This is a genomic window from Cyanobium sp. WKJ7-Wakatipu, assembly GCF_024345355.1.
Taxonomy (GTDB): Bacteria; Cyanobacteriota; Cyanobacteriia; order PCC-6307; family Cyanobiaceae; genus Cyanobium_A; species Cyanobium_A usitatum.
This window is the reverse complement of the sequence record NZ_JAGQAY010000005.1, coordinates 15,051-37,346: the sequence shown is the minus strand read 5'-3', so window position 1 is coordinate 37,346 and position 22,296 is coordinate 15,051. Positions and strand designations below refer to the sequence as shown.

At 63.8% G+C, this 22,296-nt stretch carries 27 protein-coding genes; 21 read left to right on the top strand and 6 right to left on the bottom strand.

Translation table 11 applies throughout. The annotated features are described in order from the left end of the window. Window positions 1–2 precede the first annotated feature (2 nt). Window positions 3–719, bottom strand: a complete 717-nt coding sequence (gene hisIE / locus KBY83_RS04520) for a bifunctional phosphoribosyl-AMP cyclohydrolase/phosphoribosyl-ATP diphosphatase HisIE (RefSeq protein WP_396093406.1) — start codon at window positions 717–719, stop codon at window positions 3–5. Here hisIE and KBY83_RS04515 point away from each other — a divergent pair. From KBY83_RS04515 to KBY83_RS04490, 6 genes are all read left to right on the top strand, one after another. After that, window positions 718–1,182 carry a 6-carboxytetrahydropterin synthase gene (locus KBY83_RS04515; protein WP_255018496.1) on the top strand — a complete coding sequence of 155 codons (465 nt, stop codon included), beginning with the start codon at window positions 718–720 and terminating at the stop codon, window positions 1,180–1,182. The two genes, hisIE and KBY83_RS04515, sit on opposite strands and share 2 nt — an antisense overlap. 72 nt (window positions 1,183–1,254) lie before the next feature. Continuing rightward, window positions 1,255–1,482: a DUF3721 domain-containing protein gene (locus tag KBY83_RS04510; protein ID WP_255018495.1), complete on the top strand. Its 228-nt coding sequence runs from the start codon at window positions 1,255–1,257 to the stop codon at window positions 1,480–1,482. After that, entirely contained in the window at window positions 1,482–1,907 is a 426-nt protein-coding gene (locus KBY83_RS04505) for a hypothetical protein (protein WP_255018494.1), read from the top strand. The genes KBY83_RS04510 and KBY83_RS04505 overlap by 1 nt, the downstream gene beginning before the upstream one ends. A gap of 36 nt (window positions 1,908–1,943) precedes the next feature. Then, on the top strand, window positions 1,944–2,900 hold the full coding sequence (locus KBY83_RS04500; RefSeq protein WP_255018493.1) for a permease: 957 nt from the start codon (window positions 1,944–1,946) through the stop codon (window positions 2,898–2,900). Next, entirely contained in the window at window positions 2,900–3,577 is a 678-nt protein-coding gene (locus KBY83_RS04495; RefSeq protein ID WP_255018492.1) for a TIGR03943 family putative permease subunit, read from the top strand. The genes KBY83_RS04500 and KBY83_RS04495 overlap by 1 nt, the downstream gene beginning before the upstream one ends. Beyond that, complete coding sequence (locus KBY83_RS04490) at window positions 3,574–4,893, top strand: hypothetical protein (protein ID WP_255018491.1); 1,320 nt, start codon at window positions 3,574–3,576, stop codon at window positions 4,891–4,893. The genes KBY83_RS04495 and KBY83_RS04490 overlap by 4 nt, the downstream gene beginning before the upstream one ends. On the opposite strand, the gene KBY83_RS04485 is transcribed toward KBY83_RS04490, so the two are convergent. Then, on the bottom strand, window positions 4,879–5,691 hold the full coding sequence (locus KBY83_RS04485; RefSeq protein WP_255018490.1) for a metal ABC transporter permease: 813 nt from the start codon (window positions 5,689–5,691) through the stop codon (window positions 4,879–4,881). The genes KBY83_RS04490 and KBY83_RS04485 overlap by 15 nt on opposite strands. A gap of 34 nt (window positions 5,692–5,725) precedes the next feature. Here KBY83_RS04485 and KBY83_RS04480 point away from each other — a divergent pair, with 34 nt between their 5' ends. After that, complete coding sequence (locus KBY83_RS04480; RefSeq protein ID WP_255018489.1) at window positions 5,726–6,127, top strand: Fur family transcriptional regulator; 402 nt, start codon at window positions 5,726–5,728, stop codon at window positions 6,125–6,127. A 10-nt stretch (window positions 6,128–6,137) separates the two neighbouring features. On the opposite strand, the gene KBY83_RS04475 is transcribed toward KBY83_RS04480, so the two are convergent. Continuing rightward, window positions 6,138–6,833, bottom strand: coding sequence for a metal ABC transporter ATP-binding protein (locus tag KBY83_RS04475; RefSeq protein WP_255018488.1), 696 nt, complete (start codon window positions 6,831–6,833; stop codon window positions 6,138–6,140). A gap of 26 nt (window positions 6,834–6,859) precedes the next feature. Beyond that, window positions 6,860–7,897, bottom strand: coding sequence for a hypothetical protein (locus KBY83_RS04470; RefSeq protein WP_255018487.1), 1,038 nt, complete (start codon window positions 7,895–7,897; stop codon window positions 6,860–6,862). Between the two features lie 57 nt (window positions 7,898–7,954). Here KBY83_RS04470 and KBY83_RS04465 point away from each other — a divergent pair, with 57 nt between their 5' ends. Continuing rightward, a complete protein-coding gene (locus KBY83_RS04465) occupies window positions 7,955–8,989 on the top strand; it encodes a metal ABC transporter substrate-binding protein (RefSeq protein WP_255018486.1) in 1,035 nt (344 codons plus the stop codon). Here KBY83_RS04465 and KBY83_RS04460 read toward each other — a convergent pair. Next, window positions 8,986–9,651 carry a Fe2+-dependent dioxygenase gene (locus KBY83_RS04460; protein WP_255018485.1) on the bottom strand — a complete coding sequence of 222 codons (666 nt, stop codon included), beginning with the start codon at window positions 9,649–9,651 and terminating at the stop codon, window positions 8,986–8,988. The genes KBY83_RS04465 and KBY83_RS04460 overlap by 4 nt on opposite strands. Before the next feature lie 105 nt (window positions 9,652–9,756). On the opposite strand from KBY83_RS04460, the gene KBY83_RS04455 reads away from it, so the two are divergent. From KBY83_RS04455 to KBY83_RS04410, 10 genes are all read left to right on the top strand, one after another. After that, on the top strand, window positions 9,757–9,945 hold the full coding sequence (locus KBY83_RS04455; RefSeq protein WP_255018484.1) for a hypothetical protein: 189 nt from the start codon (window positions 9,757–9,759) through the stop codon (window positions 9,943–9,945). A gap of 134 nt (window positions 9,946–10,079) precedes the next feature. Next, complete coding sequence (locus KBY83_RS04450; protein ID WP_255018483.1) at window positions 10,080–10,919, top strand: multicopper oxidase domain-containing protein; 840 nt, start codon at window positions 10,080–10,082, stop codon at window positions 10,917–10,919. Window positions 10,920–11,018: 99 nt separating this feature from the next. Then, window positions 11,019–11,813, top strand: coding sequence for a hypothetical protein (locus tag KBY83_RS04445; protein WP_255018482.1), 795 nt, complete (start codon window positions 11,019–11,021; stop codon window positions 11,811–11,813). Between the two features lie 104 nt (window positions 11,814–11,917). Beyond that, on the top strand, window positions 11,918–13,405 hold the full coding sequence (locus KBY83_RS04440; RefSeq protein ID WP_255018481.1) for an iron uptake porin: 1,488 nt from the start codon (window positions 11,918–11,920) through the stop codon (window positions 13,403–13,405). Between the two features lie 76 nt (window positions 13,406–13,481). Then, window positions 13,482–14,582, top strand: a complete 1,101-nt coding sequence (locus tag KBY83_RS04435) for a CobW family GTP-binding protein (protein WP_396093461.1) — start codon at window positions 13,482–13,484, stop codon at window positions 14,580–14,582. 34 nt (window positions 14,583–14,616) lie between these two features. Continuing rightward, entirely contained in the window at window positions 14,617–15,192 is a 576-nt protein-coding gene (locus tag KBY83_RS04430; RefSeq protein WP_255018479.1) for a HupE/UreJ family protein, read from the top strand. 79 nt (window positions 15,193–15,271) lie between these two features. Continuing rightward, on the top strand, window positions 15,272–15,415 hold the full coding sequence (locus KBY83_RS04425) for a hypothetical protein (RefSeq protein ID WP_255018478.1): 144 nt from the start codon (window positions 15,272–15,274) through the stop codon (window positions 15,413–15,415). Between the two features lie 113 nt (window positions 15,416–15,528). Beyond that, window positions 15,529–17,130 carry an iron uptake porin gene (locus KBY83_RS04420; RefSeq protein ID WP_255018477.1) on the top strand — a complete coding sequence of 534 codons (1,602 nt, stop codon included), beginning with the start codon at window positions 15,529–15,531 and terminating at the stop codon, window positions 17,128–17,130. 190 nt (window positions 17,131–17,320) lie between these two features. Beyond that, window positions 17,321–18,316 (top strand): extracellular solute-binding protein, encoded by a 996-nt coding sequence (locus KBY83_RS04415; protein WP_255018476.1) that lies wholly within the window; start codon window positions 17,321–17,323, stop codon window positions 18,314–18,316. Between the two features lie 114 nt (window positions 18,317–18,430). Next, a complete protein-coding gene (locus KBY83_RS04410) occupies window positions 18,431–19,903 on the top strand; it encodes an iron ABC transporter permease (protein WP_255018475.1) in 1,473 nt (490 codons plus the stop codon). A gap of 1 nt (window position 19,904) precedes the next feature. On the opposite strand, the gene KBY83_RS04405 is transcribed toward KBY83_RS04410, so the two are convergent. Further along, a complete protein-coding gene (locus KBY83_RS04405) occupies window positions 19,905–20,501 on the bottom strand; it encodes a Crp/Fnr family transcriptional regulator (RefSeq protein WP_255018474.1) in 597 nt (198 codons plus the stop codon). A gap of 279 nt (window positions 20,502–20,780) precedes the next feature. On the opposite strand from KBY83_RS04405, the gene KBY83_RS04400 reads away from it, so the two are divergent. From KBY83_RS04400 to KBY83_RS04390, 3 genes are all read left to right on the top strand, one after another. After that, window positions 20,781–21,275: a hypothetical protein gene (locus KBY83_RS04400; RefSeq protein WP_255018473.1), complete on the top strand. Its 495-nt coding sequence runs from the start codon at window positions 20,781–20,783 to the stop codon at window positions 21,273–21,275. Window positions 21,276–21,413: 138 nt separating this feature from the next. Continuing rightward, the gene (locus KBY83_RS04395) at window positions 21,414–21,650 is read left to right on the top strand and encodes a hypothetical protein (RefSeq protein ID WP_255018472.1); all 237 of its coding nucleotides are present in this window, start codon (window positions 21,414–21,416) and stop codon (window positions 21,648–21,650) included. A gap of 74 nt (window positions 21,651–21,724) precedes the next feature. Further along, window positions 21,725–22,261 (top strand): hypothetical protein, encoded by a 537-nt coding sequence (locus KBY83_RS04390; RefSeq protein ID WP_255018471.1) that lies wholly within the window; start codon window positions 21,725–21,727, stop codon window positions 22,259–22,261. Window positions 22,262–22,296 lie beyond the last annotated feature (35 nt).

Genomic DNA, 22,296 nt, shown 5'->3' with positions numbered 1-22,296 from the left:
CCTCAGTCCCGCCGGGGCGCGCCGCGGCGGGCGGCCAGTACCTGCTGCACCTGTCGCCAGCTGACTCCGTGGTGAGCAAGCGCCACCTGCAAGTGGAAAACGATGTCGGCGGCTTCGCCTGCGATCTCCTCGCCGTTGTCGTCCTTGCAGGCCATCACGAATTCGGCGCTCTCCTCCCCGATCTTCTTGAGGATGCGGTTGTCGCCCCCCTCCAACAATTTGTTGGTGTAGCTGCCGGGCTCGGGAAGGTCGCGGCGCCCTTCGATCACCCGCATCAGTTCGGTGCAGACATCTGCCGGCGGCTGAGCGGCCGATGCCCCCCCGGCCGTGGGCTCGGGACCGTTGTCGTAGAAGCAGCTGCGGGCACCGGTGTGGCAGGCCACATCGCCGCTCTGCTCAATGCTGAGCAGCAGCACGTCGGCGTCACAGTCGTAGCGCAGGCCCTTGAGCTGCTGGATATGGCCGCTGGTGGCCCCCTTGTGCCATAGCTCCTGGCGCGAGCGGCTCCAGTAGTGCACCTCGCCGCTGGCCAGGGTGTGCTCGATGGCCTCGCGGTTCATCCAGGCCACCATCAACACGGCGCCATCGAGCCAGTCCTGGGCGACCGCGGGGATCAAACCAGCTTCGTTGAAGCGCAATGCCCCAATGAATTGAGGGTCTGGGGGCTGAAATACTGCTGACAAGGCCCTTGCGCTGCTGCTGTCCCGATCCTCACCCATGCCCACTCCGGCCTACAGCTGCAGTAAAACTTTCAGCGGTTATCCCTGTTGCCATCGCCAATGGCGCCACCAGGGCCACTGCCGCTTCGTGCATGGCTACAGCCGCAGTTTTAGCTTCTGGTTTCGGGCCACTGAACTCGACGACTGTGGCTTTGTGGTGGATTTCTCCAGCCTGAAACAGCTCGAAGCCCGGCTGGCAGATCAATTCGACCACACCTTTCTGGCCAATGCCGATGACCCCCTCCTCTCCACCTGGCGCCAGCTGCACGACCAGGGCGCCCTCGACCTGAGGGTGATGGCCAATGTGGGCATGGAGGCCAGCGCCGAGCTGGTTTGGGGCTGGGCCAACGAACTGCTGCACGGCCGCGACAGTGGCCGCAGCTGCTGCTGGAAGGTGGAGGCGAGGGAAAACGAGAAGAATGCCGCTTGTTTTGAAGCCCTGCCGGGGTGGTTCAAAACCTGATATCTGACAAGTAATGAGTGGGCCCGGGGCGTGAGGCTTCAAAATTGGCCCTCTATGCATTAGCACCGCCCGATGGACCGATCCCTCCTCCTACTAACCGCTGCCCTGTTGCTGCCCACTACTGCCCTGGCTGAGCCCACAGGGAGTAGTGGTGGAGTGCAGGCGCTGTACCCCACTAAAGCCGCGGCCGAAAAAGCAGCCAAGCATTTCCACTGCACTGGAGCGCACCAGATGGGCGATCAATGGATGCCCTGCGCCAAACACGCCGATGGCTCTGGCAGCCATACGCCGGCCCACTGATGGCGAAGTGCGGCGACAAACCCAAACTGCTGGCCATCGGCATCGCCCCCCTGGGCATCATCTCGATCGGCATCGTGCCAATGGGGGTAGTGAGCATTGGGGTGGTGCCGATGGGCGTGCTGAGCCTCGGTGCCGTGGGCATGGGGGTGATCAATATCTGCGTGGTGGGCATGGGCATCGTGGTGGCTGGCGTCAACGTGATGGGCATCTGGAACGCCGGAACTAGCTCCCCCCACCAGCACCACCAAGCGGCAACCGGGACCCATTCCCCAAACCTCTACGCCTACCCAAGCAAGCAGGAAGCCCTGATCAAAGCCAAACAGCTGGGCTGCAACGGCGTCCATGCGATGGGTTCGCTGTGGATGCCCTGCGCCACCCATCCCGAGCTCGAGCCACCCCCAGCTGCGCAAAGCCGAAGACCCTGAATCAGCATTCATGATGTCGATCCCTGCGGATTGCTCTTGGCACAGCTGGCCACCGCCTGGGCGATTTTTCAGGGTCTGCTGCTCGAAGCCCTGCCGTTTCTGCTGATTGGCGTCGGTATCGCCAGCCTGGCCCGCTGGCTGGCGCCTGGAGGTGCCTGGCTGCGGCAGTTGCCCGCCCACCCCCTGCTCGGGCCCCTCACCGGTGCCGCCCTTGGCTTTGCCCTACCCGCTTGTGAATGCGGCAACGTGCCGGTGGCACGGCGGCTGCTGGCCGGTGGTGCCCCGGTTGGCACGGCGCTGGGCTTTTTGTTTGCCGCGCCGGTGCTGAATCCAATCGTGCTGGCCAGCACCTGGGCCGCCTTCCCCAACCAGCCCTGGCTGCTGGCGGCCCGCCCCGGAGCAGCCCTGCTGCTGGCGGTGCTGCTGGCCACGGTGCTGCGCCTGCTGCCCGAGGCCGAATTACTAGATCCAGTGCTGCTCGAAGAACGGCGGCTGAGCCAGCCCTTGGCCCAGGTTGGGCTGCTGGAGCGTCGCAGCGGGCTTGTGGGTGCCATCGGCGCCAAGGTGCAGCCCGTCCAGGTGGCGCGGCCTTCCTTGCAGGAGGTGCTCCAGCACGGCAGCAGCGAATTTCTCGATCTGGCCGCCCTGCTGGTGCTGGGTTGTGCCATCGCCGCCACAGTGCAAACCTTGCTGCCGCGCAACTGGCTGCTGGCGGTGGGGGGAGCACCAACCATCTCTGTGCTGAGCCTGATGCTGCTGGCGGTGGTGGTTTCGGTTTGCTCCAGCGTTGATGCCTTCCTCGCCCTGGGCTTCGCTGCCCAGGTCTCCCCGGGAGCGCTGCTGGCCTTTCTGGTGCTGGGCCCGGTGGTCGACCTGAAGCTGCTGGGACTGTTCCGGGTGCTGTTTAAGCCCAAGGCCATCGCCCTCACCAGTGCCGCCGCAGCGGTGGCCGTGCTGGTGCTGGGGCAATGGGTCAATTTGCTGCTGCTGTGATGCGCGCCTTCGCTCTGGGGCTGTGGGGAGCCGCGCTGCTGCAAAGCAGCCTCAGCGGCAGGCTGGATCTCTTGCTCAGCGGCGTTTTCCACCCACTGGTGGCGCTGAGCGGTGTGGCATTGCTGCTGCTGGCGGGCCTGCTGCTGGCTGAACCGGCGCTAAGGCGCCAGGAAAGCCCAGCTCCATCGCGACGCCAAGCCATCCCCAAAACCTGGTGGCTGAGCGCCGCAGTGGCTTTGCTGGTGTTGGCGATTCCCCCCAACCCCTCCTTCAGCACCCTGGCCGCCAACCGGCCCGCCGAGCTGGGCGATGAGACTGAGCTGAGCTTCGTGCTGCCGCCAGCCCAGCGCAGCCTCACCGATTGGGTGCGCTTGCTACGCAGCCAACCCGACCCCAGCCTCTACGCGGGTGATCCCGTGCGGATCAGCGGCTTTGTCTTGCCCCAGCCGGGTGAGCCCCCCCAGCTGGCCAGGCTGCTGGTGCGCTGTTGCCTCGCCGATGCCACCCCGGTGGGCCTGCCGGTGCGCTGGCCGGCGGGCCGGCAGCCCCGGGCGGATCAATGGCTGGCGGTGGAAGGCACCATGGCTATTGAAGAACGCAACGGCCAGGACCGCAGCGTGGTGGTAGCGCAGCGAATTACTCCGATTGCCCGGCCCAAGCGACCCCTGGAACCATGACGGCAACGGGGCAACGGATCACGTTGGTGCTGGCGGCAGGAGTCGCCCTGGCCTTGCTGCAGCAACAACTACTGCTACGACGCCCCCCACGACTGCTGGAACTGGAGTCAAGCAGCGCCAGCTCCGGTCCAGCAGCCCTGGACCTGCGCTTCAGCCGACCGATGCGCAGATCCAGCCTGGTGGGCTCCAGCAGCCTGCAACCCCAGCTGGCCTGGACGTGGCTGGGGGAAAGCAACCCCCTGCGCCTGCTGCTGCTTCCAGGCCAAACCATCCCCGGACCATTGCGATTGCTGCTGGCAGGGGTCGACCGCCGCAACCTGCCCCTGGGCCGCCAGCAGTGGCTCTGGGACCCCCGGCCGCGCTTGCTGGCGGTGGTGCCCGTGGCCGGCGGCGAACAGCTGCAGCTGCAACGAAGCGATGGCAGCTGGCAGGCGCTAACCCCGGTGTGGCCGCAGCTGGCCCAAGTGCAGCCCCTCGGCAACGGGGCCGGTGTGGCCGTGCTCAGTGGTGATGGCATGGGCAGCCACCGTCTCTGGCTGCTGCCGCTGCAGCAACACAACCTGGTGCGCGAACCGCAGCGCCTCTCCGAACCGGTGGCGGGTGGGCTTCAACCCCTAGACGACGCAGCCCTGCTGTTTGCCCACCTGAGCAGCAACCGACGCGGCGACCTGCTGGTGCAATCGTCCACCACCGCCCTGGATCCGGGGAGCACCAGTGTGCGTACCGCCCAGGGGCGCCAATGGCCCCTGCACCACTCTGCTTCTGGCCCCATGCAGCTGCTCCCCGAGGGAGGCGGAGTGGTGGTGCCTGAGCTTGAAGGCCTCACCCTGCACAACCTGCCGGGCCAACCCCTCCGGCGCCAGCTGCTGCCTGGCAGTAGGGAGCTCAGCAGTTTCTGCCCCGTGAGCGGCCGCGCCCTGCTGGTGAGGCACTGGCCCGACTACCGGCGCTCCCTAGAGCTGGTGGAGCCGGGTCAACCGCCGCGGCAGCTTTGGATCGGCAGCGAAGCCGTCCTGGCCAGCGCCTGCGACCGGGGTGGGGATCGGGTCTGGCTGGTAGTGAGCAACTGGGCGCAGGGATCCCAGCCCCTGATGCTGGCCCTCGATCGCCGCGGCCAACTGCTCAAGCAACGCTCCTTGAAGGGCTGGGAGGTGGAGCCGGGAGCGCCGATGTTGTTTGATCCCACCCGCCAGCAGCTGCTGCTCACCCTGCGCTCAGGCAGCCACGCCAAGCCGGTGCTGGTGGATGGCAGCAGCCTTAGCCTGCAACCCCTGGCCAAGCCGGTGCGCCTGGCGCTGTGGCTACCCGCTGGCTGATGGGCGCCGGTGCTGCAGGGAGGCCAGGGGCAGCAGGCCCATGCACAGCACCCCGATCAAGGGACCGGGCGGCAGGTTCACAGCTGGCTGGATCGCCAACAGAAAGCCGCCACCGCTGATCCCCATACCCACCAGGGCTGAGCGCCCCAGGGCTTGGCGCAGGCTGGCGGCTCCAGCCAAGGCCACTAGGGCCGGAGCACCCATCAAGGCAATCACCAGCACCACCCCCACGGCGGTCATGGCGCTCACCACCGTGAAGGCCGTCACCAGGGTGAGCAGTAGCCGCAGCCGCTGCACCGGCAAACCAGCACTGGCGGCGCCGAGGGGATCCACCCCCAGATACACGTAGTGGTGATAGCGCCAGGCGAGCAGCAGCAGCACCGCCACCAGGGCCAGCAGGCTGCGCAGCAGGTCGGCAGGAGCGGCGGCCAGCAGATCGCCAAACAGCACCGCCTCCAGATCGACCCGAATGTGCAGCAGGGGAATCAACAGCACCCCTAAACCGAGAAAGCCAGCCAGCACGGTGTTGAGCACCGCCTCATCGCCCCCTTCACCAGAACGATCACCGCGGCTGAGCCGCTCCGCCAAAAGGGCACCGGCCAGGCCGCTGATCACCCCACCGAGGCCCGGATCAAGCCGCAGGGCCAGCGCCAGCGCCAAACCCGGCAACACCGCGTGCGACACGAGATTGGCCAGGAACAGGCGCCGCTGCACCAGCAGCAAGGTGCCGGCCAATGGGCAGAGGCCGCCGATCACCAGCGCCAGCACCAGGGGCAGCAGCCACCAAAGAGTCTCCATAGGATCAGCGAACTACGCCCCAGCCACTCTGGCCATGTCATCCCAGGTTGCAGCGTCAAGCGACCGCCAGCAGCTGCTGCTTACGGCGTTGCGCCAAGCCGACCGGGAACTCTCCGGCCAGGACCTGCACGCCCTGCTGCGCCAAGGCTCCCAGCCCATGGGGCTGGCTACGGTTTATCGCCACCTGCGCCAGCTACAGCAGCGGGGCTGGATCCGCTGCCGCCACCTGCCCAGCGGCGAGGCTCTGTTCGCCCCCACAGAGCGCGACGAACACCACCTCACCTGTGTCGACTGCGGCGCCACGGTGGTTCTTAATAACTGCCCCATGCACGACGTGCACCTAGACGGCGGCCAGAGCGCAGGCTTCCAGCTGCTATTTCACACCCTGGAATTTTTCGGGCTCTGCGGAAGCTGTCAACAGCGCCAGGCCAGCTAGCGCCAGCCCATCAACCGCAGCAGTGGTTGCCTACCCGCAGGTCGCCGAGGGCCTGGCGCACCTGCTGGGGGTTGCCGTCGGCGAGCAGGGAGCGATCGAGCACCAGCACCCGGTCGTAGGCATCGAGGTCGCGGCCCCAGTCGTGGCTGCTCACCAGCAGGGTGAGCCCGGCATCGCGCAGCTGGCCCATCACCTTGAGCAGCTGGGTGCGTGAAGGGGGGTCGATGGCAGCGCAGGGCTCATCCAGCAGCAGCAACCTGGCTGGCTGCACCAGGGTGCGGGCCAGCAGGGCTCGCTGCTGCTGGCCACCGGACAACTGATCCAGGCGCCGGCCCGCCAACCCAGCCAAGCCCACCCGCTGCAGGGCGGCTTCCACATCGCAGCAGCCAGGACGCTTGGCTGCCATCCGCCCCAGGGCCACCAACTCCCGCACATTGATCGGAAAGTGCCAGGCGATCTCCCCCCGCTGGGGCATCAGGGCCAACTGCTGCCGCGCCAGGGCCAAGGTGAGGGGCACCCCATCGAGCCGGATCGAACCGCTCTCGATTGGCAGCTGACCCTCAATGGCCTGCAGCAGGGTGCTTTTGCCAGCGCCGTTGGGGCCCACCAGGGCGGTGAGCGTGCCGGGCTCGAGCTCAAAAGTCACACCGTCGAGAGCCAGCTCGCCGCCGCGGCGCACCCGCAGCTCACTCACCTCAAGCGACACGCAACACCGTCAGTGCAACCGCAAACCTAACGACGGTCGCGCACCAGCACCCGCGCTCCCAGCACGGCAAACACCGACACCGCCGCCGTGGCCCCGAGGTCACCGCCGATCCCCGCCAATCGCGGAGCGAAGCTGAAGCTCAGCAGGGCGAACAGCAGGCCCATCGCCAGCAGCAGGGGCAGCGGGCGCGGGGCGAGCCGCTCTGGAGTTGTCATACCGACGAAACTGGCACCCAGCCACATGGCCGCCAAGGGCCCCGGCGCCAGCTCCAAAGAAGGGGGCAGCAGGGCCAGGAGCAGGGCCACCAGCAGGGAGGGCAGGGCGGAGCCCAGCACCACCCCGAAGCCCCAGTAGTAGCTGAGCCTATGGGTAAGTAGCGGAGAGAGCAGGGAGGCGATCAGCACCAACCAGCGCTCTACCCCGGTAAAGGCATGCAGAGGGGCGCCGGCACCGATCGCACCGGAGACCAGGGCCAGACCCGTGGCGCCGAGCCCCCCCAGAAAGGCGATGGTTCCAAGCTTGCCGCCGATCCCACTCCAGCTGTTCGTCAGGAGCGACAACGCCAGTCCGGCCAGCACCCCGGCCAGCACCACCCAGCCCGGATGACCGAGCACCAACTCAGAGGTCATCCCAGCAAAAGCACCGCAATACACCGGGGCTGCCACCCCCTGGCAACGACGGCTGGAATGGCCAATGGCCTCTACCAGCCCGCCGGCAGCACCCACCAGCGCCGCAGCTAGTGGCACCGAGACATGCGCTCCGCGGCTCAGCGCCAGCACGACCAGAGCAGCGAAAGCTGCCAGCAGCACGGGCACGGGCTGGATAGCTGCAGGGGGGCCATGACCCGCATGCCGCAAAAAGCCCAGCAGAACCACCAGCGCCAGCAGCAGCAGCGCCAACGCCATCCCGCCCGGAGCCCCCAGCACGAAGGCATCGAGATAGAAAAACAGCAGCACACCCGCCATCAGCAGGGCGTGAGGCCTGGTCAAAGCAGAACGATCCACGCCCTGGATCAGCGGCATCAACTCCAACAATCCCACCTGGAGGGCGGCAGAACGAGCCACCCCCCCGTAGCAACTCTTTGAGAACCATTATCATTCGCGGAACCAGGCGCGCCAGTTATGCCCCGCATCCCCGCTCCCGCCGCTGCCTCTTTAGCTCTGGCATTGGCAGCCGCCGCAGGACTGCAGGCTTGCCGCACTCCCCCGCCGGCCGACGTGATCGCCGCCGACGGAGTCCTTTGCGACCTGACACAACGCCTGGCCGCCAGCGACCTAAGGGTGAGCTGCCTTGTGCAGCCGGGCGACGACCCCCATCAATTCCGGCTAACGCCCCAGCAGAGCCGCGAGCTAAGCCAGGCCCAGCTGGTACTGATCAACGGCTTCGGCCTCACGCCTGCCCTCGCCGAACTGACCAAGCCGGGAACAAGCCAGACCAAAACCGTGGCCCTAGCTGAGCTGGCCGTACCCAACAGCCCCGTCCTAGAAGCTGCTCCGCCCAAAAGCGCCGATTCACATCAGCACCACGACGAGGATGGCCAGCCCCAGGAGGAGGACCATGCCCATGGCGACCGGGATCCCCACGTGTGGCACAACCCAACCCAGGCGGCCGCCCTGGTGCTGCTGGTGGCCCAACAACTTCAGGAGCTAAAGCCTGCCGCCCAAGCCCCCATTGCCGCCCGAGCCCAGGCGATGACGGCGACTCTGCAGCAGCTGGACGACTGGAACCGCCTGCAATTTGCCACCATTCCCACCGCCAGGCCCCTGGCCACCGGACACCGGGCCTTTGCCAGCCTGGCCCGGGCCTACAAGCTCGAGGAGCTGCCTTTGGTGGATGCCAGTAGCAGCAGCGACACCCTGCGGCCCCAGGCCTTTCAGGCGGTGGTGGCCCAACTGAAGCGAGATCAAGTGCCGATGCTGTTCGCGGAACAGCTGCCGGCTAGTAAGGCCCTGCAACGCATCAGCGCTCTGAGCGGGGTGCCCCTGGCCCCGGCCCCCCTGGTGGCCGATGGCCTGGCCCCATCCAGCGATGGGGCCGGCAGCCTGGTGGCAACCCTCACGGATAACACTTGCCTGATCGTCAACGGTCTCGAGGGCAGTTGCGACCGGGCCAGCCAACAGGCCCTGGTAAATCGGTGGCAGGCGATCGGCCGCTAACACTCCCAGCGGCGCAGCAGGTTTGTGTAGCTGCGGCTGATCAGGTCGAACACCTCATCTTTGCCACTGCGCTCAAACAGGGCCCGGCGCGCAGTATCTAGTTCAAAAAGCAACTCCCGCTGGTCGCCATGGCGGATGCGGCTCTCGATCCAGCCCACCGCCACCAGCCGCTCGCCAGAGGTCACCGGCTCCACTCGGTGCAGCAGGGTGCTGGGATACACAAGGGCATGTCCGGCAGGTAGGCGAAATGCCTCCTCCCCGCTCGGCGATTCGAGCACCAGGGCACCCCCCTGGTAGCCATCGGGATCCGTCAAGGCGAGGGTGAATGAGAGATCGCTGCGGCCCCCCGCCATCCAGGCATTGTCGACATGCCGCCCATAGCCCTCTCCCGCGCCGCTGCGGCTGAACAGGAGGCTGTGGATCTGGCGCGGAAACGCCGCTGCATGCATCAGCGGATGGCGACGCAGCTGATCCTGCAGCTCCGCGGCCAGGGCCTGATGCAGAGGGCATTGGCGATCGAGCTGGTGGTTGGCCTTCACCTCCCGGGCATGCCAGCCGGCGGTCTCAGTGCCAGGCCGCCAGGCATCTCCAGCCCGCCGCAGCCGCTCGGCCATAGCCAGACATTGCGCCGCACTCAACAGCGGCTCAATCAGAAAGCGCATGGGATGTGACGATTGCGACGGAGAGCTGTGACCAGGTTGGAGAACCCATGCATATGGGCCGCAATCCCTTCAGGATCTAAGAAGTATCTAATCGGATCCAGCCTGATGAATCGCTCCAGCATCGCCCTGTTTTTAAGCACTTTGGCCCTGGCCGGCGGCACCGTGGCCTGCGGCCAGACACCGGAGGCAGGTGAGAAGGGTGGCTCCGACAGCCAGGAACTGCAAAGTCCCAACCAGCCCAAAGATCGCCAAGCGGAAAAGGGTGGTGAAGGGGGTGAAGGCGGCGAAGGCTGAGGATTAACAGCGTGCTGCCGATCCACAACACTCTTCATCGACGTCAGCTGCTCCAGGCCGGGGGATGGCTCATGGCCAGTGCCGGCCTGCTATGGGCAGGCTTGGGGGCCCGGGGTCGGGCAATGGAATCGCCCATGGCATCGCCAGCGAAATCACCGGCCTTGCCTTTCGATCCCCAGGAGTGCCTGCGCAGCTTTGAGCGAGGCAGGCTGATGGAGGAGAACGGCCAGCCGATTCGAGTTTTTGAGGTGGAAGCCCGCAGCATCACCCTTCCCCTTGGCGGTGAGGTGCTGTTCAAGGCCTGGACCCTCAACGGACGAGTGCCAGGACCGACACTGCGTGCCAAGGAGGGGGAGCGCATCCGCGTGCTTTTCCGCAACGGCGACAGCACCTCCCACAGCCTGCACTTTCACGGCGTTCACCCCGCTGCCATGGATGGCATCGAGCCGGTGCTCAAGGGGCGCACCGCTGTGTATGAGTTCGAGGTGCCGCGGGCCGGCCTGTATCCCTACCACTGCCATGTGGGGCCGGTGGCGCGGCATGTGGGCAAAGGGATGTTCGGGCTGCTGGTGGTGGATCCGATCACGCCCCGGCCGCCCGCCGATGAGCTGGTGCTGGTGCTGGGTGGCTACGACCTCAACAACGACGGTCGCAACGAGCTCTATGCCTTCAATGGCATCCCTGATGCCTACATGCACCAACCGATCCGCATCCGGCAGCACCAGCTGGTGCGGCTCTACCTACTCAACATGACTGAGTTGGAGGCACCGCTCACCTTCCATCTCCATGCCAACGAATTCCGGGTGATCCGCCCGGGTTGGATCGACACCACCGATGTGGTGACGCTGGGGGTGGCCGAACGACAGATCCTGGAGTGGTCTTTCCCCTTCACCGGCCGCTACATGGTTCACCCCCACCAGGACCAGATCGCCGAAAGGGGCTGCATGGGTTTCTTTGAGGTGGTACCGGCCTGAGGCACCCGCCCCTGTGCCATTGATCACCCCGCACCGCCGCAAACCATTCGCACCCAAGGCCGAGTGTCAACCAACATGGACTGAACGATCCCTTGCCCGATGCCTCGCCCCCGCAGAGCCCTTGAGATCTTCCTCAACGCGGGAGCTACAGCTGGAGTACTCGCCTCAGTGATCTCTGCCCATCCGGCCTTCTCGCAGGAACATCACTCCTCTACCAGCGCCCTTCACGCCCAGGGCGGTGAGGGCGGCGAAGGAGGCGAAGCGGGCCATGCCGCGGTTGCCCAGACCGACCTCGATGCGCTGGTGGTGCTGGCCCAGATGCAGGGCCATCTGCTGGTGGCGCAGGAGCTGCTGACACAACAGCAGTTCAGCGCAGCGGAACCCCATGTGGGCCATCCCGTCGATGAGCTCTACGGCGCCCTGGAGCCAGCCCTGCAACGCCAAAGGATCCCACCCTTCCTCGCCATCCTGGAAGATCTGCGCCAGCAGGTGCGGCTCAATCCCAAGGCCGCTTCCACCGGTTCGAAGCTAGCCAAGGCCCAGCAGTCCATCGCCGCCGCAGCCAGGGCCCTGCCTGGTGGCGAGGCCGCAGACACCCAAATGGTGATGGCAGTGGTGCGACAGCTGGCGGAGATAGCCGTGGACGAATACGGAGCCGCAGTAGTGGGAGATCGCGTGGTTGAAGCAATCGAATACCAGGACGCCCGGGGCTTCCTGCTGGAGGCCCAGCGGCTGCTGGACCAGAACGTGGCCAACCAACCGGCTGCCGCCGCCCAACTGAGCGGACAGCAACGCACCATCGCCGCCATGCTGCAGGCCTTCCCAACAGCGATCCCACCGGGCACTGCCGTGATGGGCGTGGCCCAGCTGCAACAGCTGCAAAAGCAGCTGTAAGCCGAGGAGGATAGAAGCCACCAGGAGTACAGGCGCCAAACGCCGTGCCTGCGCTGATAAGGATTATCATTTTTACGGCAATCATGCCAATTGAGGGCTCGGCTATGGATCGAATCCGGTCATCCGGTTGTTGTGGGCTCTCCCTTTTGGCCCTACTGACGCCCACGGCGGCCAGTGCCGCAGATGGGGCCTACGCCGAACTCGAGCGCTATAGCCGTCAAGCGCGCAGTCAGGAGCAAGTCACCAGCATCAGCCAATTCACCGATCTGCGCCCCAGCGACTGGGCGTACCAGGCCCTCAGCAACCTGGTCGAGCGTTACGGCTGCGTGGCCGGCTACCCCAACGGCACCTTCAGAGGTGGGCAGGCCATGGCCCGCTTTGAGGCCGCCGCCCTGCTCAACGCCTGCCTTGATCGCGTCACTGAAGTCACCGACGAGCTCAAGCGCCTGATGGCGGAGTTCGAGAAGGAACTCGCCATCCTCAAGGGCCGCGTCGATGGCCTCGAGGCCAAGGCTGGGGAACTGGAAGCCAGTCAGTTCTCCACCACCACCAAGCTCTCCGGCCTGGCCACCTTTGTGGTGGGTGGGGTGAGCAACAACCCCGCTGGTGAGCAGGTCACGTTCAACTACGACCTGCAGCTCAACCTCGACACCAGCTTCAGCGGCAAGGATCTGCTGCGCACGGTGCTGCGGGCTGGCAACTTCGATGGCGATCGCAATGCCTTCGGTGGCGGCCTCTCCACCCTGGAGATCGCCTTCCAGGAGGAGGGCGGCCCCGACGTGGTGGGCATCGACAAGCTCTTCTACCAGTTCCCGCTTGGCAGCCAGTTCACCGCCACCCTCGGCGGCCGGGTGGGCCAGGAGGACATGCTCGCCCTCTGGCCCAGCGCCTACCCCAGCGACACCATCCTCAACGTGCTCACCCTCAACGGTGCACCGCTGGCCTACAACAAAAACCTCGGCCCCGGTTTTGGCCTCTGGTGGCAAGACAACGGCTGGAGTGTGAGCGCTAACTACGTGGCGGCCAACGGGGCCGATTCCTCCCAGGGCCTGTTCAGCAGCACTTCAGCAGGCACCAGCACCGTGCAGTTGGGCTACGGCCAGGAAAACTGGGGCCTCGCAGCGATCTACTCCTATGTAGGGGCAGGCGTGGGTGTGCCGGGTGCCACCCCCTTCATCACCACCCAGATCGAAGAGAACGACGTCAACACCAATGCCTTTGGCATCAGCGGCTTCTGGCAGCCGGCCAAGAGTGGCTGGATCCCCTCGCTCAGCGCTGGTTACGGCGTCAACTGCAGCTCCGGCTCAGACCTGCGCACCAGCCAGTCGTGGATGGTGGGCCTGCAATGGAGCGATGTGCTGGCTGAGGGCAACAGCTTTGGCATGGGAGTGGGCCAACCCGCCTTTGCAACCGCCACCCGCAATGGGGCTGCCAGCGAATCCGGCGTGTGGGCTTGGGAGTGGTGGTATCAGTGGCAGGTCACCGATGCCATCTCCGTGACCCCGGCGATCTTCGTGCTCAACAATCCTGGAGGGAATGGGGGTGGGGCCAATCAATTCGGTGCCCTGATCAAAACCAGCTTCCAGTTCTGAGCCAAGCCAACCCCTGCCCCAATGGATTGCGGCAAAGGGTTCCTAGTGTCATCACAGCCAAGCCATGCCCCACTCCATGACCGCCAGTGCCACCCCCACGGGGCTGCCCGTGACAATCCTCACCGGCTTTCTGGGGGCGGGCAAGACCACCCTGCTCAACCACATTCTCAGCAATCAGCAGGGGGTCAAAACCGCCGTGCTGGTAAATGAATTCGGTGAAATCGGCATCGACAACGACCTGATTGTTGCCACCGGCGAAGACATGGTGGAGCTGAGCAACGGCTGTATCTGCTGCTCAATCAACGGCGAACTGCTCGAGGCGGTGTACCGCATCCTGGAGCGCCCCGATCCGGTGGACTATCTGGTGGTGGAGACCACCGGCCTGGCCGATCCCCTGCCGGTGGCCATGACCTTCCTCGGCAGCGACCTGCGAGATGCCACCAGGCTCGACTCGATCATCACCCTGGTAGACGCCGAGAACTTCAGCGACGAGCTGCTGGAAGGCGAGGTGGCTCGGGCCCAGATCGTTTACAGCGACATGCTGTTGCTAAACAAATGCGACTTGGTAGCTGAGGAGCGGCTGGCTGCCCTGGAGGCCCAGTTGCGGGAGATCAAGACCGATGCCCGCATCCTGCGCTCGGTGAAGGGAGACGTGCCCCTGCCGCTACTGCTCAGCGTGGGACTGTTCGAAAGCGACAAAATTGTTGCCCAGCAACAGCTCAGCGCCGAGCCAGACCACAGCTCCTGCGATCACGACCACGGCCACTGCGAACACGAGCACCACGATCACGGTGATCACAAGCACGAGCACCAAGAGCACGATCACCACAATCACGATCACGCCGCTCACCCCGACCACGCCGCCATCGAGGGATTCACCTCGTTGTCGTTTGCGGCTGAGGGGCCCTTCGCCCTACGCAAATTTCAGAACTTTCTCGACAACCAGCTGCCCGCCGAAGTGTTTCGCGCCAAGGGGATCCTCTGGTTCAACGAAAGTGAGCGCCGCCATGTGTTCCACCTGGCTGGCAAGCGCTTCTCGATCGACGATTCCGACTGGCCAGAGGGCTCAGGACGCAAGAACCAGATCGTGCTGATCGGTAAAAACCTCGACCACTCCCAGTTGCGCCGGCAACTGCAGGTGTGTGTTGCCAAAGATTCCGGCAAGGGCTTCGCTTGAACGGGATACTGACTTAGCGGATCCAGCCAATTTCATGACTTCCACCACCCTGCGCCAACTGGCCCCGGCCGCCGCCGCTGGCCTGGCCCTCAGCCTGTTGTCGACCCTGCCAGCAAGTGCCCATGGCTTGGCAGGCGCTGGCCTGGCCGCAGGAGCAAGCCACCCGCTGCTTGGGCTAGATCACTTGCTGTTGCTGCTTGGCGTTGGCGGTGCTGCGGCCGTGGCAGGCCCATCCCTATTACTTGTGGCCCTAGCCGCTGCGATTTCTGGCGGCTTGTATGGGGCCTTAGGGGGCAACCTGCCAGGCGCCGAGGTGTTAGCAGCCTTGATGGTGTCTGGTCTTGGCTTAGCTCTGGCTGCACGCCAAGGCAAGGTGCTGGCCTTAGTGCTGGCAGGAGGAGTGGCTATTCACGCCATGCTGCATGGCCAGGAAGCAACAGGCAGCAGCGCAGACCTGTTGGGCTGGTGGCTAGGGGCAAGCCTCTGCTCAGCTGCCGTGGTGGGTGCAAGTTTCACCGTGATCCGCCAACTGGCTCCCAGTTGGGGACGGCGCTTGGCAGGTGCTCTCAGCATCGGCGGAGCGCTGCTAGCACTTGCGCAGTTGGCGTGAGAACCGTCCTAAGCGGACACTTTTGTTACACAAGCACCTTGCTGAGCTGGCTACGCTTAGCAAAGCGAAATAAAACGCCATGGCCGAGCTAATCCTTTTCTCCGGCGTTGTCGCCTTGTTTGGCTTGGCTTTTTGGCTCGCCACTGATTCCGATGATGACAACGGTGGTGGCGGCCTGATGCAGCCCGTGCTGGTCCCAGTGCGCGTCAGGCACAACCGGTGACATTGATTACATCATTCTGAATCAATAGTCTCCACGCCCATCGACTCAATCCAATAGAAGTATGGCTTGTTGAGTCCCCAGTGGACATCAACAAACTATGTTGTGAAGAGTCCATGAATCAGTTCCATCGCCTATTGCTGGCCCCTTCAATTTTTGGCGTAGTTTTGCCAGCCTTGGCCGCCCCAGAGACCGCCTTTGCCAATGAAATCTCGTCCCTGAATGGCCGGGAGGCAGAGGCAATCAACGACTACATGGAGCAACAAGAAATTGACGAGCTCAAGGCTTGGCGCTCTCGCAACCAAGTCACCAGCGTCAACCAGTTTTCCGACGTAAGACCCACAGACTGGGCTTACCAAGCACTGACAAACTTGGTGGAAAAGTACGGCTGCGTGGCCGGCTATCCCAACGGCACCTACAAAGGCGGCCAGGCCATGACCCGCTTTGAAGCGGCGGCCCTTTTGAATGCCTGCCTCGACCGTGTCACCGAAGTGACCGACGAGCTGCAGAGGTTGATGGATGAATTCAAGAAGGAACTAGCTGTGCTGAAGGGCCGCGTCGACGGACTTGAGGCCAAGGTGGGCAGCCTGGAAGCCCAGCAGTTTTCCACCACCACCAAGCTCAAAGGCGAGGTGAACTTCATCCTGGGTGGAGTACCCGACTACAACTCGGACTCGAGGGTGGGAACTCCTCCCGTTGCTGTTGGTAGCCAGGATCGCACCACCTTCAATTATGACCTGCGCCTGAATCTGGATACCAGCTTCACCGGCAAGGACCTGCTCAGAACCCGCCTGCGCTCGGGTAATTTCACGGCCTTCAGCCCCTTCAACGCTGGAGACAGTCTGTTCAAGTTGGACAAGGCCTCCAGCACTAATGCGGGAGCATCAGGCGTTGGTGGCATCGATACGGTGTCGATCGATCGCCTCTATTACCAGTTCCCGGTGGGCAAGCAATTCACGCTTACCGCCGGCGCCCTGGTGCGCAACACTGAAATTCTCGCTTTTATTCCCAGTGCCTACCGCTCCCAGCTGCTCGACTTCTTCGCAGTGGCTGGCACCCCTGGTGCTTACAACAAAGTGACCGGCCAGGGATTTGGCGCTGTTTGGAAGCAACAGGTAGCGAAAGGGCAGGGCTTCTGGAACGCCTCGCTCAACTACATCGCCCAGGATGGTGAGATTTCAAACGAGGGCATCTTCGACAGCGATGGCAGCCTCAACACCACGGCCCAGATCGGCTACAAGGCCCCCAACTGGGGAGCAGCCATCGCGTACCGCAACGGCACCACCGGCACCCGCACCATCAATGCCAACGGCACAGCAAACAGCAACCTGAGCTCTGGCCAGAGCTCCAACAGTTTCTCCGTAGCTGGCTACTGGCAGCCCCTTGAAAGCGGCATCATCCCCTCCATCAGCGCTGGTTATGGCTTCACTGATATATCAGGGGGCGTAGCTGGAGCCGCCGATTCCCAGTCCTGGTACGTCGGCTTGCAGTGGGATGACGCCTTCGTTAGGGGCAACATCGCCGGCGTGGCAATTGGCCAGAACCCCAGTGCTGGAAGCGGCGTAGACGATCCCCTCTCTCTTGAGCTCTTCTACAAGTTCCAGGTAACTGACAACATCTCAATCACTCCAGGGCTCTTCTACATCACCAACAGTTCTAACCAGGTGAATAACAAAGATCTCTGGGGTGGAGTGATTCAAACCCAGTTCCGCTTCTGATTTAGAAGCAAATCCACCTTGGGCGTAGCAATAGTTACGTCCAAGGCTTGCATTGATCACAGGGGGCAGGCGTGAGCGTTCGTAGCCTGAGTGCATTGTCGACGCCAGATCCATTTCCAACTTGACTCACCCACCCAGCGCTAGCCGCCTAGGCTCCCGCCCCTGGGGCCAACACCTTGGCTTTTGTGCCTTGGCCGCTACCACCCTTGCTGGTGCCATCGGGGTAGCGGGCATGGCCCAGAACCGCCCCGAGGAAGTGAATGTCTATTCCGGGCGCCACTACAACACTGATAAACAGCTCTATAGCGAGTTCACCAGACGCACCGGCATCAAGGTGAACCTGCTGGAGGGTAAAGATGACGAGCTGATCCAGCGTCTGAAGAGCGAGGGCAACAACAGCAAAGCCGACCTGCTGGTACTGGTGGATGCGGCCCGGATTTACCGAGCCCAGGAGGCCAATCTGTTTAGGTCGATTCGCTCCGCTGAACTCAACAAGGACGTGCCGGCCAACCTGCGGGACCCCAAAGGCCAGTGGTTTGCCCTGACCCGCCGGGCCCGCCCCGTAATGGTCAACCCAGCAATCGTGAAGCCCGGCCTGATCCGCAGCTACGCCGACCTCAGCCGTCCGGAGCTCAAAGGCAAGCTCTGCCTACGCAACCGCGCCAGCGTCTACAACCAGTCGCTCACGGCCGATGAGCTGGTGCGGCGCGGCAAACCTGCCACCCAGCAATGGCTGCAGGGCATGCTCGCCAACACCAAAAGGCCCTTCTTTACCTCCGACACCCCCATGCTGCGGGCCGTGGGACAGGGACAGTGCGGCGCTGCTGTGGCCAATCAGTACTACCTAGCGCGCATGCTGCAAGACAAGAACAGCACTGAGCGCAGCACCGCTTCGAAGCTGAAAGTTGTGTGGCCCAACCCCACCCACATCAATATTTCGGCCGGTGGCGTCACCCGCAGCTCCCGCAACCCCGAAGGCGCGCAACGTCTGCTGGAGTTCCTGGTTTCCCCCCAATCCGGGGCGGGCTACGCCGCCGCCAACAACGAATACCCACTCAAGGGCTGGGGCAACAATCCGACCCTGAAGGCATTCGGCACTTTTAAGGCTTCACCGGTGTCCATGGAGCAGCTGGGACGCCGCAACCGCGAAGCGGTGCAACTGATGACGCAGGCTGGCTGGGAGTAACGACTTGGCATCGCGTTGACGCCCTCCACGATCCAAGGCGTCCCTGCGCAGGGACAAGGCGCCCCAAGGCAGGGACCGGGCCGCTCCAGCAGCCGGACCTGGCTCTTACTGGTTGTGATTTTGGCAAGTGGGCTCGCCCTATTGCCCCTGCTCGCCCTGGTGAAAGACGTGTTGATCAACAGGGGCGAAAGCAGGCTGGAGCTGGGACTTGACGGACTCAGACAGGTGCGGGGCACCTTGCTGCTGGTTGCTGGGGAGGGGCTCTTAGGTGCCGTTGTGGGCACTGCCATCGGCTGGCTCACCGCGGTTTGCCGCTTCCCAGGCCGCCGCTGGCTGCGCATCGCCCAACTGGTGCCTATGGCCTTCCCTGCCTACCTGCTGGCCGCCAGCCTGATCGACTGGGGCAGCTACCGGGGACTGCGCATCCATGGCCTGGGCTGGGCCATCGTGCTGCTCACCCTGGCTAACTACAGCTATGTATTTCTGCTGAGCACCGAGAGTTTCTCTGTCAGTGGCAGGCGGCTACTGGAGGCCAGCCGCAGCCTCGGCGTGGGCCCTTGGAGAAGTTTTTTTCGCGTCGCCCTGCCAATTGCCCTGCCCTCGATCGGCGCCGGCATTGCCCTCAGCGCCATGGAGGTGGTGAACGATCTCGGCGCGGTGCGACTGCTCGGCGTGCCCAGCCTCTCGGCCGGCATCCTCGATCGCTGGCAGGTGGATGGCGATCCCCAGGGTGCGGCGCTGCTATCACTGGTGGCTCTGGCGATCGTGGCGGTGTTGATCGCCAGCGAACGTCAATTGCGCCAACGCAGTCGGCGCTGGAACCTGGAAGGCGGAACGGGCAGCGCCCACGTTTGGCATCTGGCGGGCTGGCGCGCCGCCCTAGCCCAGTTGTTCTGTGTGCTGCCACCCCTTATCGCTGTGGCCATTCCCGCCCTCTGGATTCAGCAGGGCTGGCAAGGGCTGCAGAGCGAATCGTTCGCAGAACTGGGCCAGCTGGCAAGCCGCAGCCTCGGTCTTGCCCTGCTTGCCACTGCGGTGACCTGCCTGGGTTCGCTGCTGCTGGCCATCTGCCGGCGCTGGAGCCCCCAGCCGCTGGTGCAACAGCTCAGCTTTATCGCCGGCTTGGGATACGCCATTCCCGGCAGTGTGCTGGCCCTCGGGCTGATCGTGCTGGGCGGCCCCCTCGGCTTCAGCCCAGTGCTGCTGTTGCTCTGGGGCTACGGCGACCGCTTCATAGCTGTTTCAAAACAGGGGCTTGATGCTGCGCTTGAGCGCATACCCCCCAGCATCGACGAAACGGCGACCAGCCTGGGCTGCGACTGGCTGGCGGTATTGCGGCGGATTCACCTGCCCCTGCTGCGGGGGCCGCTGCTGGTGGGATCCCTGCTGGTGTTTGTAGATGTGGTGAAAGAACTGCCAATCACCCTGGCCCTGCGGCCCTTCGATTTCGACACCCTGGCGGTGCGTGTATTCCAATACGCCAGTGACGAACGGGTGGGTGCCGCAATGGCACCCGCCGTCATGATCATGGCGTTTGGCTTGCTAGCGGCATTTGCCCTAGTGCCCACCCTGGAGCAGCGCGACTAAATCAGGCGGCAGCCAAAGGGGCGGAATCAACCAATTCCGGTGCCAGGCGCATGCCGACCTCGCCCATGGGAGCCTCGAGCAGCTGGGCCTGGCGAATCCGTGAAATCAGCCGAGTGGTGGTAACCCGGGTGGTGCCGATCAATTCACCGATCCGTTCATGGGTGAGACGAAACGGCAGATCACACCAACTACCGCAGCGACGACCGAGTCGGCGCACCAGCAGACCAAACAATGCGTGTAGCCGTTGGTCAGCGCTGCCTAAGTGACGGATGCGCAGCAGCTGCAAGGTCCATTCATTGACGGCATCAAAGCCATCGCCCTGACGGAGCGCGGCGTCACTGCGGAAACTCAAAGGCGTGAGCGCCTCAACGCAGACGCCCTCACTGCAGAGGCGCTCGGTGCACAGCTGATCCCCCGCCTGCAGGAAAGCCAAGGTCATCCCCTCGGTTTCCTCGCAGGGGCAATAGACGCGAGCCACACCGTACAGCACCTCAATGCAGCTGCCAGAGGGGAGCAGGGCGGGGTTTAGCAGCACGGTTTGCCCAACCGGCATGCGCACGGCGGCAAGGGAATCGGCGGGCAGGAAGCGAAAACTCATGGCCGCAGCAGAAGGCTTATTGCGAATGACTCGCAACCTAAACAAGAACGCCGCCTTTTGCAAGCGATTCTCAATAACAACTAGCAATTGCAAGCGAGCTCAGGGCGCGCCCCAGGCCAGCGCACTTGCAATTGCGCTTTTTGTCTACTTTTTCACCTATTGCATCCCGTAGCGCAAGCAAAGTCAGCATTTGTAGCTGTGGGCTACAACTTGCAGCCAAAATCCTCAGCCATAGGCATCCTGGAACTGCTTCCCACCGACGTTGGGGATTTTCCCTTCATGTTGAACCGCAACCCCATGTGCAGCCGCATCGGCCTGCTGGCCGCTGCCGCGAGCCTGCTGGCTGCAGCTCCAGCCCTAGCCCAAACAGAAACCCTCTACAAACTCGACACCAAGTGCAGCATCAAAGGCGGTGAACCGCAGGCCTGCGTAGTGGAAGCAGTAAACGAGGGCAAGGCAACCCTCTACCGACACAGCATCGGCAAAAACGTCGAAACAATTCGAGTAACCGATAGCCCAGTACGCATGAGTGTCTGGGTTGACAGCACCAAAACCTGGAAAAATCTCGAATCAGCCGCGGCCCGCTTCTCTACAAACACGATCTGCTTCAACGGGCGTGACCTGTGCGTGATCAACCCCAATTACCTCAACAGTGTTAGGGAAGATCGCCCTGACGCAATGGCGGGCCGCGACCTGATCAAGGTGCAGTTCGGCGCTGATGGCCGCATAGATCTCACCTGCTACGACGACGGCTGCAAGGGGGTGGGCAAATGACCCGTGCTCTGAACACACCGTGGAGCGGCCTCGGACTGGCGCTGGCGGGAGTGTTGGCCCTACCGATCGGCACTGCATTGGCCATTGATAGGCCCATGATGAATAACGCCATGCCGGATAGCGGCACAGCCCAACTGCTTGCGCGCGGAGGTGGTGGTGGATCCCGTGGCGGTGGTGGATCCCGTGGCGGTGGCGGCGGGTCCCTTGGCGGCGGGGGCTCCCGTGGCGGTGGCAGTGGCATGCGCGCCGGTGGCAACAGCGGCTTCAGCAATGCCGGAGCGGGCCTTAACCGCGGTTCGACCAAACCAGCAGGTGGCTGGAGCAACAACGCAAGAGTTGGTGCTGGCGCAGGTGGGGCCGGGGGACCTTCCTTGAACCGACCAGCGACCGTTAACCGACCGGCGGCAGGCACACGTCAGCTACCAGGCGCTGGCCAGGGAGGTGACCGGATGGCCAACCGCGATGGCAATCGCAACCTCAACCGCGATGTAAATCGCGACGTAAACCGGAATGTAAACCGGAACGTAAACCGGGATGTAAATCGCAACTGGAACCGCAACGTCAATATCAATAATGTCAACGTTCGTCCCGGCTGGGCAAGGGCAGGATGGGGAGTAGCGCGGCCCTGGAACCACGGCTGGTACGGCGGCTGGCCCGTCCCAACTTGGGGCTGGTGGGGTGCTCGGGCAGCGGCCTGGGGCGTGGCAACTCTCGCCACTGCAGCAGTCATCAACAACGCCGTTGACAATGCTGTTAGCAGCAATGCCACTTACATTGTGGTACCCAACACAAACTACCAGTTGCTATATGGAACGGTTCAACCATCCGGCAGTAATTCAGTTAGTTTTGTAATGCAGGCCAATGGCAGCAACTACCAACTGACTGCCAACTGCAACCAGGGCACAATAAATGGTCAAGAGCCCAGCAACGCCGAAGAAGCCGAACTACTAAATGCCGCCTGCCAAGTGGCATACGGATCGGTTTAAGCGGCTAACAACCCATGGATCTGTCGCTCTAGCAG